The sequence below is a fragment of the Klebsiella sp. X1-16S-Nf21 genome (genome assembly GCF_002837615.1).
Lineage (GTDB): Bacteria > Pseudomonadota > Gammaproteobacteria > Enterobacterales > Enterobacteriaceae > Klebsiella > Klebsiella variicola.
In genome coordinates, this window is sequence record NZ_PJDK01000008.1 from 19,943 (window position 1) to 36,889 (window position 16,947).

The 16,947-nt window shown below is 58.3% G+C and carries 16 protein-coding genes and 1 pseudogene; 10 read left to right on the forward strand and 7 right to left on the reverse strand.

Annotated features, from left to right (window positions below; genetic code table 11):
• The first annotated feature begins 72 nt into the window (after positions 1 to 72).
• Complete coding sequence (locus CW267_RS05825) at positions 73 to 1,434, forward strand: PLP-dependent aminotransferase family protein (protein WP_012967379.1); 1,362 nt, start codon at positions 73 to 75, stop codon at positions 1,432 to 1,434.
• 118 nt (positions 1,435 to 1,552) lie between these two features.
• On the opposite strand, the gene CW267_RS05830 is transcribed toward CW267_RS05825, so the two are convergent.
• The gene (locus tag CW267_RS05830; RefSeq protein ID WP_002914293.1) at positions 1,553 to 1,900 is read right to left on the reverse strand and encodes a DUF883 domain-containing protein; all 348 of its coding nucleotides are present in this window, start codon (positions 1,898 to 1,900) and stop codon (positions 1,553 to 1,555) included.
• A gap of 149 nt (positions 1,901 to 2,049) precedes the next feature.
• On the opposite strand from CW267_RS05830, the gene CW267_RS05835 reads away from it, so the two are divergent.
• Positions 2,050 to 2,412: a DUF2002 family protein gene (locus CW267_RS05835; protein ID WP_008806132.1), complete on the forward strand. Its 363-nt coding sequence runs from the start codon at positions 2,050 to 2,052 to the stop codon at positions 2,410 to 2,412.
• Positions 2,413 to 2,487: 75 nt separating this feature from the next.
• On the opposite strand, the gene alaE is transcribed toward CW267_RS05835, so the two are convergent.
• Entirely contained in the window at positions 2,488 to 2,937 is a 450-nt protein-coding gene (gene alaE / locus CW267_RS05840; protein ID WP_008806131.1) for an L-alanine exporter AlaE, read from the reverse strand.
• Between the two features lie 728 nt (positions 2,938 to 3,665).
• Between alaE and stpA the strand changes: the two genes are divergently transcribed.
• The gene (gene stpA, locus CW267_RS05850; RefSeq protein WP_012967380.1) at positions 3,666 to 4,067 is read left to right on the forward strand and encodes a DNA-binding protein StpA; all 402 of its coding nucleotides are present in this window, start codon (positions 3,666 to 3,668) and stop codon (positions 4,065 to 4,067) included.
• Positions 4,068 to 4,145: 78 nt separating this feature from the next.
• Here stpA and CW267_RS05855 read toward each other — a convergent pair whose 3' ends face one another.
• Positions 4,146 to 4,325 (reverse strand): hypothetical protein, encoded by a 180-nt coding sequence (locus tag CW267_RS05855; protein WP_012540801.1) that lies wholly within the window; start codon positions 4,323 to 4,325, stop codon positions 4,146 to 4,148.
• 205 nt (positions 4,326 to 4,530) lie between these two features.
• Here CW267_RS05855 and lpxO point away from each other — a divergent pair, with 205 nt between their 5' ends.
• Positions 4,531 to 5,433, forward strand: a complete 903-nt coding sequence (gene lpxO / locus CW267_RS05860; protein ID WP_012540802.1) for a lipid A hydroxylase LpxO — start codon at positions 4,531 to 4,533, stop codon at positions 5,431 to 5,433.
• Here lpxO and CW267_RS05865 read toward each other — a convergent pair.
• The 3 genes and pseudogenes from CW267_RS05865 to CW267_RS05875 form a co-directional block, all read right to left on the reverse strand.
• Positions 5,414 to 5,960 (reverse strand): annotated as a pseudogene (locus tag CW267_RS05865) (rhodanese family protein). The gene lpxO and the pseudogene CW267_RS05865 overlap by 20 nt on opposite strands.
• 7 nt (positions 5,961 to 5,967) lie before the next feature.
• Positions 5,968 to 6,267 carry an ArsR/SmtB family transcription factor gene (locus tag CW267_RS05870; protein ID WP_012540804.1) on the reverse strand — a complete coding sequence of 100 codons (300 nt, stop codon included), beginning with the start codon at positions 6,265 to 6,267 and terminating at the stop codon, positions 5,968 to 5,970.
• A 75-nt stretch (positions 6,268 to 6,342) separates the two neighbouring features.
• On the reverse strand, positions 6,343 to 6,948 hold the full coding sequence (locus tag CW267_RS05875) for an FMN-dependent NADH-azoreductase (RefSeq protein WP_100781493.1): 606 nt from the start codon (positions 6,946 to 6,948) through the stop codon (positions 6,343 to 6,345).
• 103 nt (positions 6,949 to 7,051) lie between these two features.
• Between CW267_RS05875 and CW267_RS05880 the strand changes: the two genes are divergently transcribed.
• Both CW267_RS05880 and CW267_RS05885 read left to right on the forward strand, forming a co-directional pair.
• A complete protein-coding gene (locus tag CW267_RS05880) occupies positions 7,052 to 7,969 on the forward strand; it encodes a LysR family transcriptional regulator (protein ID WP_100781492.1) in 918 nt (305 codons plus the stop codon).
• A gap of 59 nt (positions 7,970 to 8,028) precedes the next feature.
• Positions 8,029 to 8,625 carry an undecaprenyl-diphosphatase gene (locus tag CW267_RS05885; RefSeq protein WP_008806125.1) on the forward strand — a complete coding sequence of 199 codons (597 nt, stop codon included), beginning with the start codon at positions 8,029 to 8,031 and terminating at the stop codon, positions 8,623 to 8,625.
• 2 nt (positions 8,626 to 8,627) lie between these two features.
• On the opposite strand, the gene CW267_RS05890 is transcribed toward CW267_RS05885, so the two are convergent.
• Positions 8,628 to 10,415, reverse strand: a complete 1,788-nt coding sequence (locus CW267_RS05890; protein ID WP_016161670.1) for a sigma-54-dependent Fis family transcriptional regulator — start codon at positions 10,413 to 10,415, stop codon at positions 8,628 to 8,630.
• A 263-nt stretch (positions 10,416 to 10,678) separates the two neighbouring features.
• Here CW267_RS05890 and CW267_RS05900 point away from each other — a divergent pair, with 263 nt between their 5' ends.
• The 4 genes from CW267_RS05900 to CW267_RS05915 all read left to right on the forward strand — a co-directional run bounded on the left by CW267_RS05900 (position 10,679) and on the right by CW267_RS05915 (position 16,943).
• Positions 10,679 to 12,199 carry an aldehyde dehydrogenase family protein gene (locus tag CW267_RS05900; RefSeq protein ID WP_008806123.1) on the forward strand — a complete coding sequence of 507 codons (1,521 nt, stop codon included), beginning with the start codon at positions 10,679 to 10,681 and terminating at the stop codon, positions 12,197 to 12,199.
• A 701-nt stretch (positions 12,200 to 12,900) separates the two neighbouring features.
• On the forward strand, positions 12,901 to 13,494 hold the full coding sequence (locus tag CW267_RS05905; RefSeq protein WP_008806122.1) for a fimbrial protein: 594 nt from the start codon (positions 12,901 to 12,903) through the stop codon (positions 13,492 to 13,494).
• Positions 13,495 to 13,688: 194 nt separating this feature from the next.
• A complete protein-coding gene (locus CW267_RS05910; protein ID WP_008806121.1) occupies positions 13,689 to 14,351 on the forward strand; it encodes a molecular chaperone in 663 nt (220 codons plus the stop codon).
• A gap of 78 nt (positions 14,352 to 14,429) precedes the next feature.
• A complete protein-coding gene (locus tag CW267_RS05915) occupies positions 14,430 to 16,943 on the forward strand; it encodes a fimbria/pilus outer membrane usher protein (protein WP_100781491.1) in 2,514 nt (837 codons plus the stop codon).
• The last annotated feature ends 4 nt before the right edge of the window (positions 16,944 to 16,947 follow it).

Here is a 16,947-nt window from a genome sequence, read left to right on the forward strand (position 1 = left end):
AGACGGCAGCCAAAATAGCACTATAATGGACTGCAAAAGATAGCCATATTGTGATGAAAAAAGCAGACCATAATGGAAGCGATCCACCTCCCTCTTTATCAGCGTATTGCCCGCCAGCTGAAATCGGCAATTGAACGGGGCGAACTGACCCCGGGCAGCCGTCTGCCCGCCAGCCGGGTGTTTGCCCAGGAGCAGGGTGTCTCCCGGGCGACTATCGAAAACGCCTGGGGTGAACTGGTCGCCCAGGGGTGGCTTGAGCGGCGTGGGCAGGCGGGGACCTTTGTCAGCGAGCGGCTCAGTCCGCGCCAGCTGGCGCCGGTAACGCCAGCGCAATCAGCCGCCTCGACGGACCCGTTGCCCTTTCAGATGGGGCTGCCGGCGCTGGATCTCTTTCCGCGTGGGCTGTGGGCGCGAGTGATGGGGCGTCGGCTGCGGACGCAGTCGCGGTTCGACCTTGCTCCCGGCGATCCCGGCGGCGACCCGCTTCTGCGCCAGGCGATCGTGGAGTATCTGCGCCTGTCGCGCAGTATTGACTGCCAGCCGGAGCAGGTGCTGATTACCGGCAACTATGCTACCTCCATGGATCTTATCCTGCGTACGCTGGCGCAGCCGGGGCAGCATATGTGGATGGAGGATCCGGGGTATCCCTTGATCCGCCCGGTCGTTGAGGCCAGGCAGCTGGTGGTGGATGCGATCCCGGTGGACGACGAAGGAATGGATGTTGGCTGGGGCTTGCGCCATCACCCTCAAGCGCGGTTTGCCCTGCTCACCCCGGCACACCAGAGCCCGCTGGGGGTCGCGCTGTCGCTGCCCCGGCGTCGCCAGCTGCTGGCGTGGGCGGCAGCGCGCGACGCGTGGATTATTGAGGACGATTACGACAGTGAGTTTCGCTATCACGGCAAACCGCTGCCGCCAGTGAAAAGCCTTGATGCGCCGCAGCGGGTTATCTACGCCGGCACTTTCAGTAAGTCGATGTTTCCGGCGCTGCGCACCGCCTGGCTGGTGGTGCCGACCCCGCTGGCGGCGCGTTTTCATCAGACGGCGGAGCGCCAGCCCTGCACTGTTCCTACCCTGTGGCAGCAGACGCTGGCGGATTTTATTCAGCAGGGCCATTTCTGGCGTCATCTGAAAAAAATGCGCGCCAGCTATAGCCAGCGCCGACAGTGGCTGGAGTCGGCCCTGCAGGCGCAGGGCTTTCAGGTCACGCCCCAACAGGGGGGCATTCAGCTGGTCATGCCGGTCAGCGGCAACGATCGCCTGCTGGCCCGGCAGGCGGTTGAGGCCGGGCTGGCGGTGCAGGCGCTGAGCGACTGGCGTCTTCGTCATGCAGGCGAGGGGGGATTACTGATGAGTTTTACCAATATTCGCTCAGCGGCGATGGCCGATGCGCTGGCCCGGCGGCTCAGAGAGGCGATCGCGAACGATGGCGCATAAAAAACCCCTGCGGCCAGAGGCGCGCAGGGGCTGACGCGTATTTGTTATCTTCATTAGATTCCGTGAAGCTCGCGGGCTTCCGCTCGCCAGGCGCGCGCGGAAGCTGACGCTGTCTCTATTATCGACGTAAATTGAGCAATACGCCAATAAATACCCCGACGGCGGCTGCGGCGCCGACGCTGTGCCAGGGTTTATTGCGCACGTAGGTATCGGCGCAGCCCAGCGCATCACAGGCTGCCTGACGGGCATCCAGCGCCGCCTGCTGCACCCGGTTGTGACCATTGAGGCGGGCACGGGTCTCTTTTAGCAGCGACTGAGCTTTAACGCGCGCCGCTTCGGCTTCCTCTTTCGCGTCACTGCCCCACGATTTCAGCACCTCTTCCAGCGTATCCGCTAATTGACTGACATCGTTATGGATATCCTCAGCATTCTCGTCAAAATTGTTGCGGTTCACATGGTTAGCCATCGTTATCTCCCTTAATTCCATCGAGTGAGTAAGTGTAGGACAAGATTTTGAATTATGCTTACTGCTGTGGTTTCTGGAATATTCCGAAAGCACTGCGCTTAACGAATAAGGTAAGGTCAATGTGCGGTAAAAGATAACGAGGAATCAGTATGTATTTAAGACCCGATGAGGTGGCGCGTGTTCTTGAAAAAGCCGGCTTCACCATGGATGTTGTGACGCAAAAAGCGTACGGCTATCGCCGAGGCGATAATTATGTTTATGTGAACCGCGAAGCGCGCATGGGGCGGACAGCGTTAATTATTCATCCAGCGCTCAAAGAGCGTAGCAATATGTTGGCCGAACCGGCCTCAGATATCAAAACCTGCGACCATTATGAACAATTTCCGCTGTATTTAGCCGGAGATGCGCAGCAGCATTATGGTATTCCGCACGGATTTAGCTCACGGATGGCGCTTGAGCGTTTTCTGAATGGACTATTTGGCGAAGCCCAGCCGGCGATGTCGACAAATTAATACGACGGTTAAGACCGGGGCGGAGCAGGCTGACGAGAGAGCGACTGGCAGGGCCAGTCGCTGGAATAGCGTCGGTCAGGCTTTCGCCTGCTGGTAGGGGGCCACGCGGAACAGGCGGCGGCAATAGTCGAGGAAGTAGCCGTAAGCAGCGCCCATCATCATCGATACCGCCAGGTTTGAGCTCACTGCAGCGACAATCTGGTGCCAGTCTGCACCTACGCTCCACAATATCGCGACATACACTGGCGACTGGAAAGTGACGTAGGCCAGCACGTCGGCCATATTTTTCATCCAGCCTGCCGGGCTAATGCGCCGGGCCTGACGCATCGCAAAGTCGCGATAAAAACCATAGGGCACGGCAATAATAATGTTGACCGGGATCGCCACCAGGCGCGACGATAACGACTGCTCAAACGTCATACCAGAGAGAAAAATTTCGATCATCATGTTGACGACGGTGCAGTAAACCACCATCGCAAAGGTGTCTGCAACCGCATGCCGCAAGCGGGAGTGCGCAGAGAACATCGGAGTGCTCCTCGAAAAAGAAGTCAATAACGCCGAAAAATGCGCGTTGGTATAGCGTTTTTGGGCTGCCTGTTTTGATGTGCGTAGAGTATATCTCTGCATTAAAAGTGGCAACTAGCTATAAATTTTTATTTATTGTCTTTTTGTCGATAAAATACTCTGCGACAGTTGGTTTTCTGCCCGTTACGCTACTTTTATTGCTGGTTTTGTTAAATGTGTTTAATTTCAGTTGGTTACTTGACGTTTTTGCATGATATCTAACCAGGGAGGCGGCGTCTGACCGCCCGCTGTGGCGCAAAATCGCGTGAGCCTGTGATGAAGGTCTCGTTAAGATGTTTTTATGCCATTATGCCGGTTTTTGTGGTGAAAAATTCTAAAATGACGTGTGGCGTTTTATTCTGATTGGCTGGGTAACTATTCATTAGGCCGTGTGGAGAGGGCCTGCGCATCCGCCGACGATAAGAGGATAAACCGCTGACCATAAAGGTAATATCGCCTGCTGAATATATTTTCATATCTTACCATCCGCCGCTTTTATTTATTCATGGTCTTGTTGGCCTGCGCTGGCGAAAAAGAACCGGGGATTTGCCGATATAGGGCAGGCGGAAAAGGTTTACTCTTTGCATAATATATTTATCTGGACAACCGAAGGCTGGAAATAAATAAGTGTTTCCATTACACTTGCCGCGTTGTATCTTTTAATTGGTTATCTGGGATTTCTTAATTTTATGTCTTTAATGTTACACAAACTGAATAATATCCGTTCACTGCGTACCCTGTCCCGTGAATTCTCCATTGACGTGCTTGAAGAGATGCTGGAAAAGCTCAGGATCGTCACTGAAGAAAAACGTACGCAACAGCAGCTGGCGGCGCAGCAGCAGGCGGAATATCAGGAAAAAGTGAATACCTGGCTTGAGCTGATGCGCGCCGACGGTATTTCTCCTGACGACCTCGTGGCCGATATTCAGCCGTCGATGGCGGCAGGGAAAAAGCGGCAACCGCGCCCGGCGAAATATCGTTATACCGATCATACTGGCGCAGAAAAAACCTGGACCGGTCAGGGAAGAATGCCGAAGCCGATTGCTCAGGCGGTTGCTCAGGGCAAATCGCTGGACAGTTTCCTCATTTAAAGCCGATCCGGCCGGTATCAGGACAGTGGGGGAGACCCGCCGTTCCGTCCGGCCTTATCACTCTCCGGGAGAGGGGCTTTAGCAGACGCCAAAGTCGCCCTCTTCCTGGTATGGCGTCACCTCTTCTGAGTTCAGCGTATAGCGCTCGCCCTGCTCTTGCGCGGCCTGAACCACCACCAGCTGTTCTCCCTGTACTTCAACCACTTTCAGTTTTGGTCCACCCGCACGCGGTTGTACCAGATCGCCGACAGAAAACATCATTCACTCCTCACGGTTAACATCCTGGATGAACCTCAACCATAGCTCAACGACTGGCCAGTGAACACTGGCTGTGCTGTTTTTTGTTAAAACAATTTGGGGGTATATGTATTAATGTTGTTAATGTTTTGCTGGCGCCATACCGCTGCTGAGAAGGGGGGACGGCGAGGGTAGGGTTACCATCAATCAGGTCAGGAAAGACACCATGAAGTATATCGTTCTATTGATCATTGTTATTGCTGTTCTGTATGTCCATTATCGCGGGCGGGTGCGCTATCGTTTCTGGCGACAGCTCTCCGATCATTCAACATTTACTGCTCCGCTGAATGGATTTATGTATTTATTTTCCCGCGTGCCGAATACGCCATATCTGCGCCCGGAGATGTTTCCCGAGCTGGCGATATTGCAGCAGAACTGGCAGGTAATTCGCGATGAAGGTCTCCACCTTCAGCAGCTGGAGCAGATTAAAGCGGCCGATAAATATAACGATGCCGGATTTAACTCATTTTTTAAAACCGGCTGGAAACGTTTTTATCTGAAATGGTATGAGGAGGCCCATCCCTCCGCCAGCCAGCTCTGCCCACACACCACCGCGCTACTGCGCGATATCCCGTCGGTGAAAGCGGCCATGTTCGCCACCCTGCCAGACGGCAGCCGTCTGCCGCGCCACCGCGATCCCTACGCCGGTTCGCTGCGCTTTCATCTCGGCCTGGCGACGCCGAACGATGACCGCTGCTTTATCGAGGTGGATGGCCAGCGCTACAGCTGGCGCGATGGGGAAGGGGTGCTGTTTGATGAGACCTATATTCACTATGCGGAAAATACCAGCGGTGAGAATCGGCTGATTCTGTTCTGTGATATTGAACGGCCCATGCGCTACCGCTGGGCGCAGCAGGTGAACCACTGGCTGGGACGTCATCTGATGAGCGCCGCCTCGGCGCCCAATGATACCGGCGATCGCATTGGCGGGATTAACCGGGCGTTTCGCTATATCTACCAGATCCGCATTGTCGGCAAGCGGCTGAAAAAATGGAATAAGACGGTCTATTACATCGTTAAATGGCTGCTGTTCGGCGGCATTGCCTGGCTTATCTGGAGTGCGTTTTAACCCTCATGACGCCGGTTCCAGGGCATGATCGCCAGCAGACGCGCCATGCCGCAAAAGCCGGTCACCCCGGCGAAGGTGAGCCCGGCGCCGACCGCGCCGCTGAGCAGGAAGAAGCCGCTGCTCACGGTATAGCCCAGCAGTACACCGAGTAAAATCAGGACGCCAGCGGCAATTTGTACCTGGCGCATCAGCGGCAGCGGCTGGGATTTATCCTCCTCAACCGGGAACCCCGCGGCCCTCCAGCCCTGAATCCCCCCGGCCAGCAGGCTTGCCTGCGCCGGTGCGGCGGCGGCGGCCAGGCGAATCGCGTTATTCTGCGTCCGGGAACCCGCCTGGCAGTGAAAGATGACTGTCTCTCCGGCCCGGGCATTGAGGGTCGCACCGTTGGTCAGGCTGGCCAGCGGCACCAGTTCGGCATCGGGAATATGTTCGCGCGCGTATTCATCCGCATCACGGATATCAATCAGTCTGGCGCCCTGGGCAATCAGCGCCCGGGCTTCGGCCGGGGTTAAGGTAGCGATGGTCATAGGATCCTCACGGGCAATAGAGCGTTTTCAGCGTGTTGATCACCTGCTGTACCGCAGGGTGGGTGATGAAATAGTGGATACGCTGGGCATCGCGCTCGCTGTCGATCAGCCCCTCGTCACGCATCCGCGCAAGGTGCTGCGAGGTGGCGGAAGGGCTCAGGCCGGTAGCGCGCGATAGTTCACCGGCGCTGGCCCGCGGCGCATCGCACAGTATGCACAGGATCAGCAATCGGTGAGGATTGCTCATGGCTTTCATCAGCGCGGCGGCTTCTCCGGCGCGGGCCTGCAGGTCTTCAGGTGTGGTCATATATTTTAGCTTTTTCTAAATTTAGATAACTCTAAAATAAAAACATCCCCTGCGCCAGCACTTTTTATCTGTGACTCAGGCCGGAACGGCGAGCTGGGCAATCTGCGCTCGCGCGCTGGCGATCCCTGCGTCGCGACCATGCGGACGATTGTCCAGCCCTTCGGCATAGATAAATTCCACCTCATGGATCCCCATCAGCCCCAGTACCGCGCGCAGATAGGGGGTGATGGCGTCGGTGGTCTCTCCCTGGTGAATACCGCCGCGGCTGCTGACAACCACCGCCCGAACGCCCTCGACCAGCCCCTGCGGCCAGCTGTCGGTGTAGCGAAAGGTTTCCCGCGCCCGCGCCACGAGGTCGAACCATTTCTTCAGGTCGGTCGGGACGTTGAGGTTATACATCGGCGCCCCGATCACCAGCAGATCGCTGGCTTTTAATTCGGCGATAAGCTGGTCGGAGAGCGCAACCGCCGCGCGGATGGCCGGCTGCGGATCCACTGCCCCGCGCAGGGCGGCGAACAGGGGGCGATCCAGTGTTGGCAGCGCCATGGCGCTGAGATCGTGTTCCGTGAGCCGATCGCGGTGGCCCGCCGCCCGGCGCGCCGCGAGAAATTCGTTAATCAGCTTATTGGTCAGGGATGTTTCGCCATTAATGCTGGATTTTAATACCAGAACGTTAGCCATGATGAGTGCCTCAAGTGAAGGGGAGAGGCAGAGACTAACACTGTCTTTTTTCTCTCTGGAGTGACATTATTTTCCTCTATTGTATCCCGTAAGGAACCAATTTGTGCGTGACGATCTGAACGCGATCCCGGTGTTTGTTACCGTGGTCGAGAGCGGTAACTTTGCCAGCGCGGCGGCGATCCTCCACGTGACGCGTTCGGCGGTGGGTAAAACCATTGCCCGGCTGGAAGCGCGCCTCGGCGTGGCGTTATTCCAGCGCACTACCCGTCGGCAACTGCTGACGGAAGAGGGGGAGCAATTTTACCACCAGTGCCGGGAAGCGCTGGCGCGCATCCGCGAGGCCGAAGAGGCGCTCCAGCGCGGGAAGGGCGAGGTGCAGGGGCGGCTGCGGATCTCGCTACCAGTGCTCTTTGGTCAGCGCTGCGTGGCGCCGGTGCTATTCCGCCTGAGCCAGCGCTATCCGTTACTGAAGCTCGAGCTCCACTACAGCGACCGGCAGGTCAATCTGCTGGAGGAGGGGTTTGATCTTGCGGTGCGTATCGGAAACCTGGCCGATACCGGGTCGCTACGGGCGCGGGCGCTGGGGGAGCATGGCATGGTGCTGTGCGCGGCGGTAGAGTACCTGCGCCGCCAGCCGGCGCCGCAGACCATCGCCGGGCTGAGCGAGCACCGCACCCTCGGCTATCTGCACAACGGCCAACTGCAAAAATGGCAACTGTACGACCCGCAGCAGGGCGAAGTGCGCTTCAGTCCGCAGACGGGGCTGGTACAGGATGATTTTGCCGCCATCGCGGCGGCGGTGCAGCAGGGGATGGGCATCGCCTGGTTGCCGGACTGGCTGGTGGCGCAGGCGCTCGCCGACGGGACGCTGCAGCAGGTGCTGGCGCCCAGCGCTCAGGTGCGTTTCGCTATCCACGCGGTGTGGCCGGAGGGGCCGTGGCTGCCGCAAAAAACGCGGGTGACGATCGATGCCCTGCGGGAAGGACTGCGCCTTGCTAAAAGCACACCGCCCAGCGGTTAAGGGTATCTTAAGGCGACCGGGCGATAATGACAGAAAGATGACGACTGAGAGCTATCGCCATGAACGCCCTGGAAACCCTGAATCAATCTGTTTTTTTCGCGCTTAACGCGCAGCCTGGCGCCGCGGAGGGCCTGCTGTCGCTGGCCCGTTTTTGCGCCAGCGGCATCGTGTTTATGATGCCGGCGATCGCGCTCGGCCTGTGGTTTCTCGGTGGTCGTGAGGGACACCGCCAGGCGCTGTTTATGACCCTGGCTGTGATGATTTCCCTCGGGCTGGGGATGGTGTGCGGGACGCTCTGGTTTCATCCGCGGCCGTTTATGATCCCCCTCGGCCATACCTGGATAAGTCATCCGGCGGATAACAGCTTCCCCAGCGATCACGCTACGGTGATGTTCAGCGCCGCGTTTGCGCTGCTGTCGCTGCGCCTGCGGGCGCCTGGTCTGCTGATGCTGCTGGCTGCGCTGCCGGTGGCCTGGTCGCGGATCTATCTTGGGGTGCATTTTCCGCTGGATATGGTGGGCGCAGCCCTGGTCTCCATTGGCGGGGTCATCGTGGCGAAGCGGGTCTGGCAGGCGGTCGGCCCACGGCTGGTGCTGCTGTGCGAGGCCGTCAGCCGGCGGATGTTCTCCTGGCTGCCGGCGCGCTTTACGCCATAGCCTCAGCGACGAGGCCGTCCGGTACGGGCGGCGCGGCGGTATAGCGTGCTGCGGGCGATACCCAGTATCTGTGCCGCCCGGCTGACGTTGCCGTTAACGCTGGCCAGGGTATCGACAATCAACTGCTCGTCATGGGCCTGCAATCCTCCGCGCGGCAGCGGCGCAGGCGCGGTGCGATACGCCTCCGGCAGCGCGTCGGGCGTCAGCGTGTCGCCCTCATCGGCCAGAGCCAGCATCACCTTCAGGACGCTCTGCAGCTGGCGCACGTTTCCCGGCCACGGCAGCTGGCTGAGGTGGACCAGCAGTGCATTTGAAAGCGTCACCCGGCGTGAAACACCGCCCAGGTCGCGCCACAGCGTGGCGATAAAGGTTTCCAGCGCCGGCCACTCGCGCAGCGGGGGCAGCGCCAGGGCATACTCCCGCAGGCGCCACAGCAGATCTTCACGGAATTCGCCGGCGCTGACCCGTTGCGTCAGATTGCGGTGGGTGGCGCAGATCAAGGCGAAATTCACCGGCACGCTGCGGCTGGCGCCCAGCGGGGCCACCTCTTTTTCCTGCAACACCCGCAGGAGCCGCGTCTGCAGCGCCAGCGGCATATCGCCGATCTCATCGAGAAACAGTACCCCGCCCTCAGCCTCGCGGATTTTACCGATATAGCCGTTTTTGCTGGCGCCGGTAAATGCCCCCGGCTGGTAGCCGAATAGCTCGGATTCGATCAGCGATTCCGGGATGGCCGCGCAGTTGATGGCGACAAATTTGCCACTGCGCCAGCGGCTGTGCTGATGCAGCGTACGGCTGACATACTCCTTGCCGCTGCCGGTTTCTCCCTCAATGCATAGCGCAATGCCGGCGTTGAGCAGCCGCAGCAGCTTTTCGCCTTCGCGCGGGCTGGTGAAAGGGAGATGCATGACCGGCGGGGCGCTTACCGCCACCCGGCGGCGGGTGGGCTCCCGCAGGCGATAGTGATAGCGGCCCTGCGGGGTGGTCAGCGGCAGCGGGACGCTGACCGCCCTTTGCGCCAGCGTCGGAAAAAGCGACGCAAAGGTTAGCTGGCCAAACTGCGCCGCGCTCAGGCCGAACTCGCGCATCGCCAGTCGGTTGCCGGCGGTGAGGACGTTGTCAGAAAAGACCAGCAGCAGCTCCTCGACGCTGTCGAGCTTGTCCACCTGCCGGTGCAGGCTCATCAGCCACTGCTCCGGATGCAGGCTCTGTTTCACCCACAGATACTCAATCTGCTTTGCCGCCGCCTTCACCCAGCCGAAGGTATGCTGGTGGGGAAAATCCGCCGGGCCGGAGATATCCAGCACCCCGGCAATACTTCCGTCCGGCCGCTGGAGCGGCATCGCCGCACAGTACAGATTCTGATTGCGGGTAAGAAAATGCTGGCGGCCATCGATTTCGCAGCCGTCATCAATGACCAGCGCGGTGCCAATGGCGTTGGTCCCGCGCCCGCTTTCGCTCCACAGATTGCCGGGGGCCAGCGCCACGCGCTGAGCCTTCTGCATCGCCTGGGTATCGCCGACGGTGTGCAGCACCAGGCCACTGGGGTCGGAGAGGACCACCACCGACTGCAGGTCCGCCACCTGGCGCGACAGGGCATCCACCACCGGCTGCGCCAGCTGCTGCAGGCTGCGGTGGCTGGCGAGCCGGTCTGCCAGCTCCCCGGCGCGCAGACGGGGAAAATCCTCGGTAGCGGGATCCAGACCATAGCGCTGGCAGCGAGACCACGAGTCGCTGAGCAGGGGGTTAGCGTTAACCTCTGGTGCGAGAAGATAGGGATTACCTGGCACAGGGCACCTCAGGGTCGATGTTGCTGTGTTGCAATATTGTAGCCATTTGGTTTATTTGGTGTTGCGATTTGCAACACAGAAGTGGACATCTGTGCGACAGCGCCTGCCAGCCTGGTAAATAAATAATCCTAACTCATTAATAAATAATATAAATTGTTGGCAATAAAAAACTGGCATAACCCCTGCAAAGTGAGAAGCGTTCGGCGGCAAGTTTAAAAAATCAATATGCCGCTGCGTCTCAACCCTACAGAAGGAGATTTGCGATGCGTTATGCACATCCTGGCCAGCCCGGCGCCCTGGTTTCATTTAAATCCGCTTACGGCAACTTCATTGACGGTAAATTTGTCGAGCCGCTGAGCGGTGAATTCTTTATGAATACCTCCCCGGTCGACGGCAGCAACATTGCGCAGTTTCCCCGCTCGGACGCCAAAGACATTGAGTTCGCCCTGGATGCCGCTCACCGTGCGGCGCCGGCGTGGGGTAAAACGTCAGTGCAGCAGCGCTCCAGGCTGCTGCTACAGGTCGCCGATCGTATTGAACAGCACCTGGAGTATCTGGCCGTCGCGGAGAGCTGGGACAACGGGAAACCGATCCGCGAAACCCTGAATGCCGACCTGCCGCTGGCGGTGGACCATTTCCGCTACTTCGCCGGCTGCCTGCGCGCCCAGGAGGGAAGCACCGCCGAGATTGACGAAACGACGGTGGCCTATCATTTCCATGAACCGCTGGGGGTGGTCGGGCAGATTATCCCGTGGAACTTTCCGCTGCTGATGGCCGCGTGGAAGCTGGCCCCGGCCCTGGCGGCGGGTAACTGCGTGGTGCTCAAGCCGGCTGAACAGACGCCGCTGAGCATTACCCTGCTGCTGGAGCTGATTGGCGATCTGTTCCCGGCCGGGGTGCTTAACGTGGTACAGGGATTCGGCAAAGAGGCGGGCGAGGCGCTGGCCACCAGCAAGCGTATCGCCAAGCTGGCGTTCACTGGCTCCACGCCGGTCGGGCGGCATATTCTCGCCTGCGCGGCGGAAAATATTATCCCCTGCACTGTCGAGCTGGGGGGCAAATCGCCCAACATCTACTTCGCCGACGTAATGGAGGGAGAAGAGGAGTTTATTGAGAAGGCGGTGGAGGGACTGGTGCTTGGCTTCTTCAACCAGGGGGAGGTATGTACCTGCCCGTCACGGGCGCTGATCCATGAATCCATCTATGAGCCCTTTATGGCGCGGGTCATGGAGAAGGTGGCGCAGATCCGCCGTGGTGACCCGTTAGATACCGACACCATGATCGGCGCGCAGGCTTCCCGCCAGCAGTTCGATAAGATCCTCTCCTACATTCAGATTGCGCGGGAAGAGGGCGGGCAAATTCTGACCGGCGGCGAGCGGGCGGCTATCGCGCCGGCGCTGGATAACGGTTTTTATATTCAGCCCACGCTGATTAAAGGCCGCAACGATATGCGCAGCTTCCAGGAGGAGATCTTTGGGCCCGTGATCGGGGTGACCACCTTTAAGGACGAAGCGGAAGCGCTGACCATCGCCAATGAGACCCAGTTTGGCCTTGGCGCCGGGGTCTGGACGCGGGATACCAACCTCGCCTATCGCATGGGCCGCGGGATTAAAGCCGGCCGCGTATGGACCAACTGCTATCATGTCTACCCGGCGCATGCGGCGTTCGGTGGCTATAAACAGTCTGGCGTTGGCCGGGAAACGCACAAGATGGCGCTGGATGCCTATCAGCAAACCAAAAATCTGCTGGTGAGCTACGGCACCGCGCCGCTGGGTCTGTTCTAAATACAACCCCGCGCTTCTGTTCCAACCTCTGTCCGCAATCCGTCCGGGTTGCGGATTTTTTTTAACTGCAAAATAACCCTGCTATTTAGCCGGCTTTATTGAGCGGCATGACCAACACATTCACACGGCTGATGTAATATCTTTCACTTGAAAATAAAAAGGGTTCCACAACAAGAAATTATGCGCAGTGAGGCGGACACTTGTGCTTCATTTATGTAGAAATGATGAATATTAATACCAGGAAAATTCCTAATTTTCCTGTGCTGCCGATCGGAAGCACAATAAAACAAGACAACTTTTTGAGTAATTAACTTTAAATTTGTTAATGGTTTTGATCTGTTGTTGTTTGAAAGTGTTTTATTACCGTTTGTATAGATATGTAAATTAACATTGAAAAGGCATTTCAAAAATAAATTTTATGCCTCTGATAATCATTAACTTATTCGTAACATTGTGCCGGGTTGCCTTTTGGTAGGTGCGGTAATATATTTATTTCGCACACCAAAATAACTTTTTTAGCTTCTGTTTTTTATTAATGTTCACCTTTTGACAGAATAAAGCAGAGCGAGAGGGCGTGTGCCTACTATCCTGCGGAAGGAACGCAATGAACATTTACAAGGAGGAACTGATGAGCAGCTTCGCGATAGCCAAGCGCTATTGCCGATGACTGTGTGATATATTCGTTAACGATGAGATAAATAATGAAAACCCAACTTCGTATTATGGCAATTCTCATGGGCGCGCTGGTTTCGGGCGCGGCAATTTCAGGCAATACGCAACCGGCAAGATCGACAATGACCGTTAACCCAGGCGCCAGCGCAGGCACTCAGGGTACCGGTGGGCAGGTAATTTTTAACGGCTCTATTACCGACAGCTCCTGCAACGTCGACAGCGGTTCAACCGGCCAGACCGTGGATCTGGGCAAATGGGCCAGCAGCTATTTTACCGGCACCGGCTCCGAAACCACCAAAACTCCCTTCCATATCAAAGTCAAAGATTGCCCGGCCAGCGTGGCCAAGGTTGCGGTGCTGTTTGACGGCGCGCGCGATCAGTCTGATACCACTCTGCTGGCCACCAATGGCGGCGCCACCGGCGTGGCGATCAAGCTGTATGAAGACGACCAGAACACGGCGGTCAGCCTCGGCAAAGTGTCCAAAGATCACCCGGTCGTCGCGGGCGCCACTGCCGGCACCGGCTCTGCTGACCTCGAGTTTTACGCCGACTATGTCTCTACCGGGGCCGTGGCGGCGGGCGATGCCAACGGTACGGCTAATTTCAATATGATTTATAACTAAGCATATTGCGCGTTATTCAGAGCCAGTCCATTGCGTCTGGATCCATAGCAGTCTGTTGAAATATTAATGGCGAAGCAGTCGCGATATATATTCGTGACGGTATTGTTGTTCCTGCTAATTATCTCAATGGTTACTGGCTCTGTTATTCACAGCTTTATTTTATTGTCTGTTCAACCTTTACCTGATGGTTATTAATGATGAAGAAAATAATTGCCGTTGCGGCTTTTCTGCTGTGCTCCACGGCAGCGCAGGCCGGTATTGTCATGGGGGGAACCCGTGTGATTTATCAGGAAGGGAAGCGTGAAGCCGCTATTTCAGTCACCAATGCCGATACTCACACACCCTATCTGGTGCAGTCGTGGGTGGAAAATTACGCGGAAAATGACAAGAGCAAGGTGCCCTTTATTGTGACCCCACCGCTGTTCCGTCTCGATCCGGAGCAGAATAACGTTCTGCGTATTAACTTTATTGGCGCCTCGCTGCCCGGCGATCGTGAGTCGGTGTTTTGGCTGAACGTCAAAAGTATTTCTCCGACGCCGCAGGGCGAGGTGAATAAGCTGCAGGTCAATATTAAGTCGAAATTCAAAATTTTCTATCGCCCCAACGGTCTGGCAGGCGACCCGGCAAAAGCCTGGCAGCAACTGAAGTTTACCCAGTCCGGCGGTCATCTGACGGTGGCAAACCCCACTCCCTATTTTGTCTCTTTTTACTCCGTCGCGGTGGGCGGGCAGAGCATCGATGAGCCAGGCATGGTGGCTCCGTTCGGCCAGAAAACGTGGCCGGTGAGCGGGCACGGCGCCGTCAAATGGCGGGCGATTAACGACTACGGTGGCGTCAGCGATTTCGCCCAGCAGTAATTCCCTTTTGTGATGACATGACCGGACGGCGCCAGCATGAAAAGAACAACAACAGCGAAGGTGCGGGAGTATGCCGCAATGCCAGTGACAGCAGGACGGGCGCTGGCGCTGGCGACAGTGCCGACGATGATGTTTTGTCTCAGCCCGCTGAACCGGGCGCTGGCCGACGACTATTTTGACCCGGCGGCGCTGGAGTTTGCCGACCCGCAGCAGCAAACCTCCGACCTGCACTACTTCGCCAAACCCGGCGGGCAGCAGCCGGGCACTTACTCTGTCACCGTGGTGGTTAACGATCAGGAGCTGGGTCAGGCTGATATTACGTTTGTTGACGATGGCGGGAAGCTGCAGCCGGTGCTGACGCCCGGTCAGCTGGCGGATTATGGGGTCAACGTCAGCGCCTTTCCCGCCTTTCAAACGCTGCATGAAGGAGAAACCTTCACCCGGATCGAGAAGTTTATTCCCGACGCCAGCAGTCGGTTCACCTTTGCTAACCAGCGCCTGACGCTGAGTATTCCCCAGGCGGCGATGAACGTGCAAAGCCGCGGCTATGTCGATCCCTCGCGCTGGGACGATGGCGTGCCGGCCGCGTTTGTCGATTACTATTTTTCCGGCGCGCAAATAAAGAACGCCGATGACGGGGAGAGCAGCCGCTCAAACTACCTCAATTTACGCAGCGGCGTGAACCTGGGCGCCTGGCGGCTGCGCAACGTCTCCTCAATGCAGTACGACCAGCAGCGCCGGCACTGGGATACCCAGAGCACCTGGCTGCAGCGCGACGTCCGCTCGCTGAAGAGCTTGCTGCGGATCGGCGATACCTACACCACCGGCGATGTGTTTGACAGCATCCCCTTTCGCGGCGTCCAGCTGATGTCTGACGATGAGATGCTTCCGGACAGCCAGCGCGGCTTTGCCCCCACCATCCGCGGCGTGGCGCACAGCAATGCCAAAGTGACCGTCTCTCAGCACGGGTATGTGATCTACGAAACCTTCGTGTCGCCGGGGGCATTTGCCATCAGCGATCTTTACCCCACCTCGCAGAGCGGCGATCTGGAGGTGAAGGTGACCGAGAGCAATGGTTCGGTGCGCACTTTTACTCAGCCCTATTCCGCAGTTCCTTTTATGCTGCGCGAAGGGCGCGGCAAATTCAGCCTTAGCGCCGGGCGCTACCATTCGGGGGCGGATACCGTCCGCTCGCCGGAATTCCTGCAGGGAACCCTGTTCTACGGTCTGTCGGCGGGATTTACTCTCTACGGCGGTACGCAACTGGCCCAGGACTATCAGTCCTGGGCGCTGGGCCTGGGGCGCGGTTTCGGCGAGTTCGGATCGCTGGGAGGCGACGTGACCCAGGCCATCACCCGCACGCCGTCGGGCAAGCGCTACGCGGGCCATTCGCTGCGCGCCCAGTATCAGAAAGATTTTGTCAGCTCGGGGACTTCATTCAGCCTCGCCAGCTACCGCTACTCCTCCAGCGGCTATTACGATTTTGCCGAAGCCAGCGCGCTGGAAAGCGCGCAGGGGCAGGTGGACAACCGGCGTCGCCGGGAAGAGCTGTCGGTGACACAAAGCCTTGGCGGCCTCGGCAGTCTGGCGATCTCCGCCTGGTCGCAGGATTACTGGCACCGGCAGAGCCGGGATGAGACGGTACACCTCGGGTTCTACAGCGCCTGGAAGGGGATCTCCTGGGGCGTGGGCTATTACTACACCCGCGCCAGCAATCAGGAAAAAAATGACCGTTCCTGGTCATTTAATATCAACATCCCGCTGGGCGGCCCGCTGTCCGACAGCGCGGTAAGCTATAACACCACCTCGGATAGCAATGGCTATACCTCGCAGCAGGTCTCGCTGTATGGCGCGGTGCCGACGCGGCCAAATCTGTTCTATTCGGTCCAGCAGGGCTATGGCAACCAGGGGCGAGGCAGCAACAGCAGCGTCGCGCTGGATTACCACGGCGGCTTCGGCAACGCCCAGCTCGGCTATCGTCATGACGCCGCCAGCAACCAGCTGACCTGGGGAGGCGCCGGCTCGGTGGTCGCGCATCCGCACGGCGTCACCTTCGGCCAGACGGTGGGCGAGAGCTTCGCCATCGTCCGCGCGCCGGGGGCCGCTGGGGTGGCGGTACAAAACGGCAACAATGTGCACACCGACTGGCGCGGCTATGCCGTGGTGCCATCCCTGACCGCCTATCGAAAAAATGTCATTACCCTCGACACAGAGTCGATGGCCGACGATACCGACGTCGATCAGGAGGGGCAGACCGTGATCCCCGGCGGCGGCGCGGTGGTGATGGCCAACTACCGGACCCACATTGGCAACCGGGTGCTGTTTACCCTGCGCAATGCCCAGGGGCCGTTGCCGTTTGGCGCCAGCGCGCGGCTGGTCACGGCGGAGGAGAGCGGCAATGCGCCGGGCGGCATGGTGGCCGACGGTGGGCAGGTGTACCTCAGCGGCGTGCCGCAGGAGGGGACCCTGGCGGTGAGCTGGGTCGTTAACAACCAGTCGCAGAGCTGCACGCTGCATTTTCAACTTCCGGATAACCCACAGCAGAGTCTGAATACGGTGAAAACCGTCTCCGGACTGTGCCAGACACGCTGAGGCG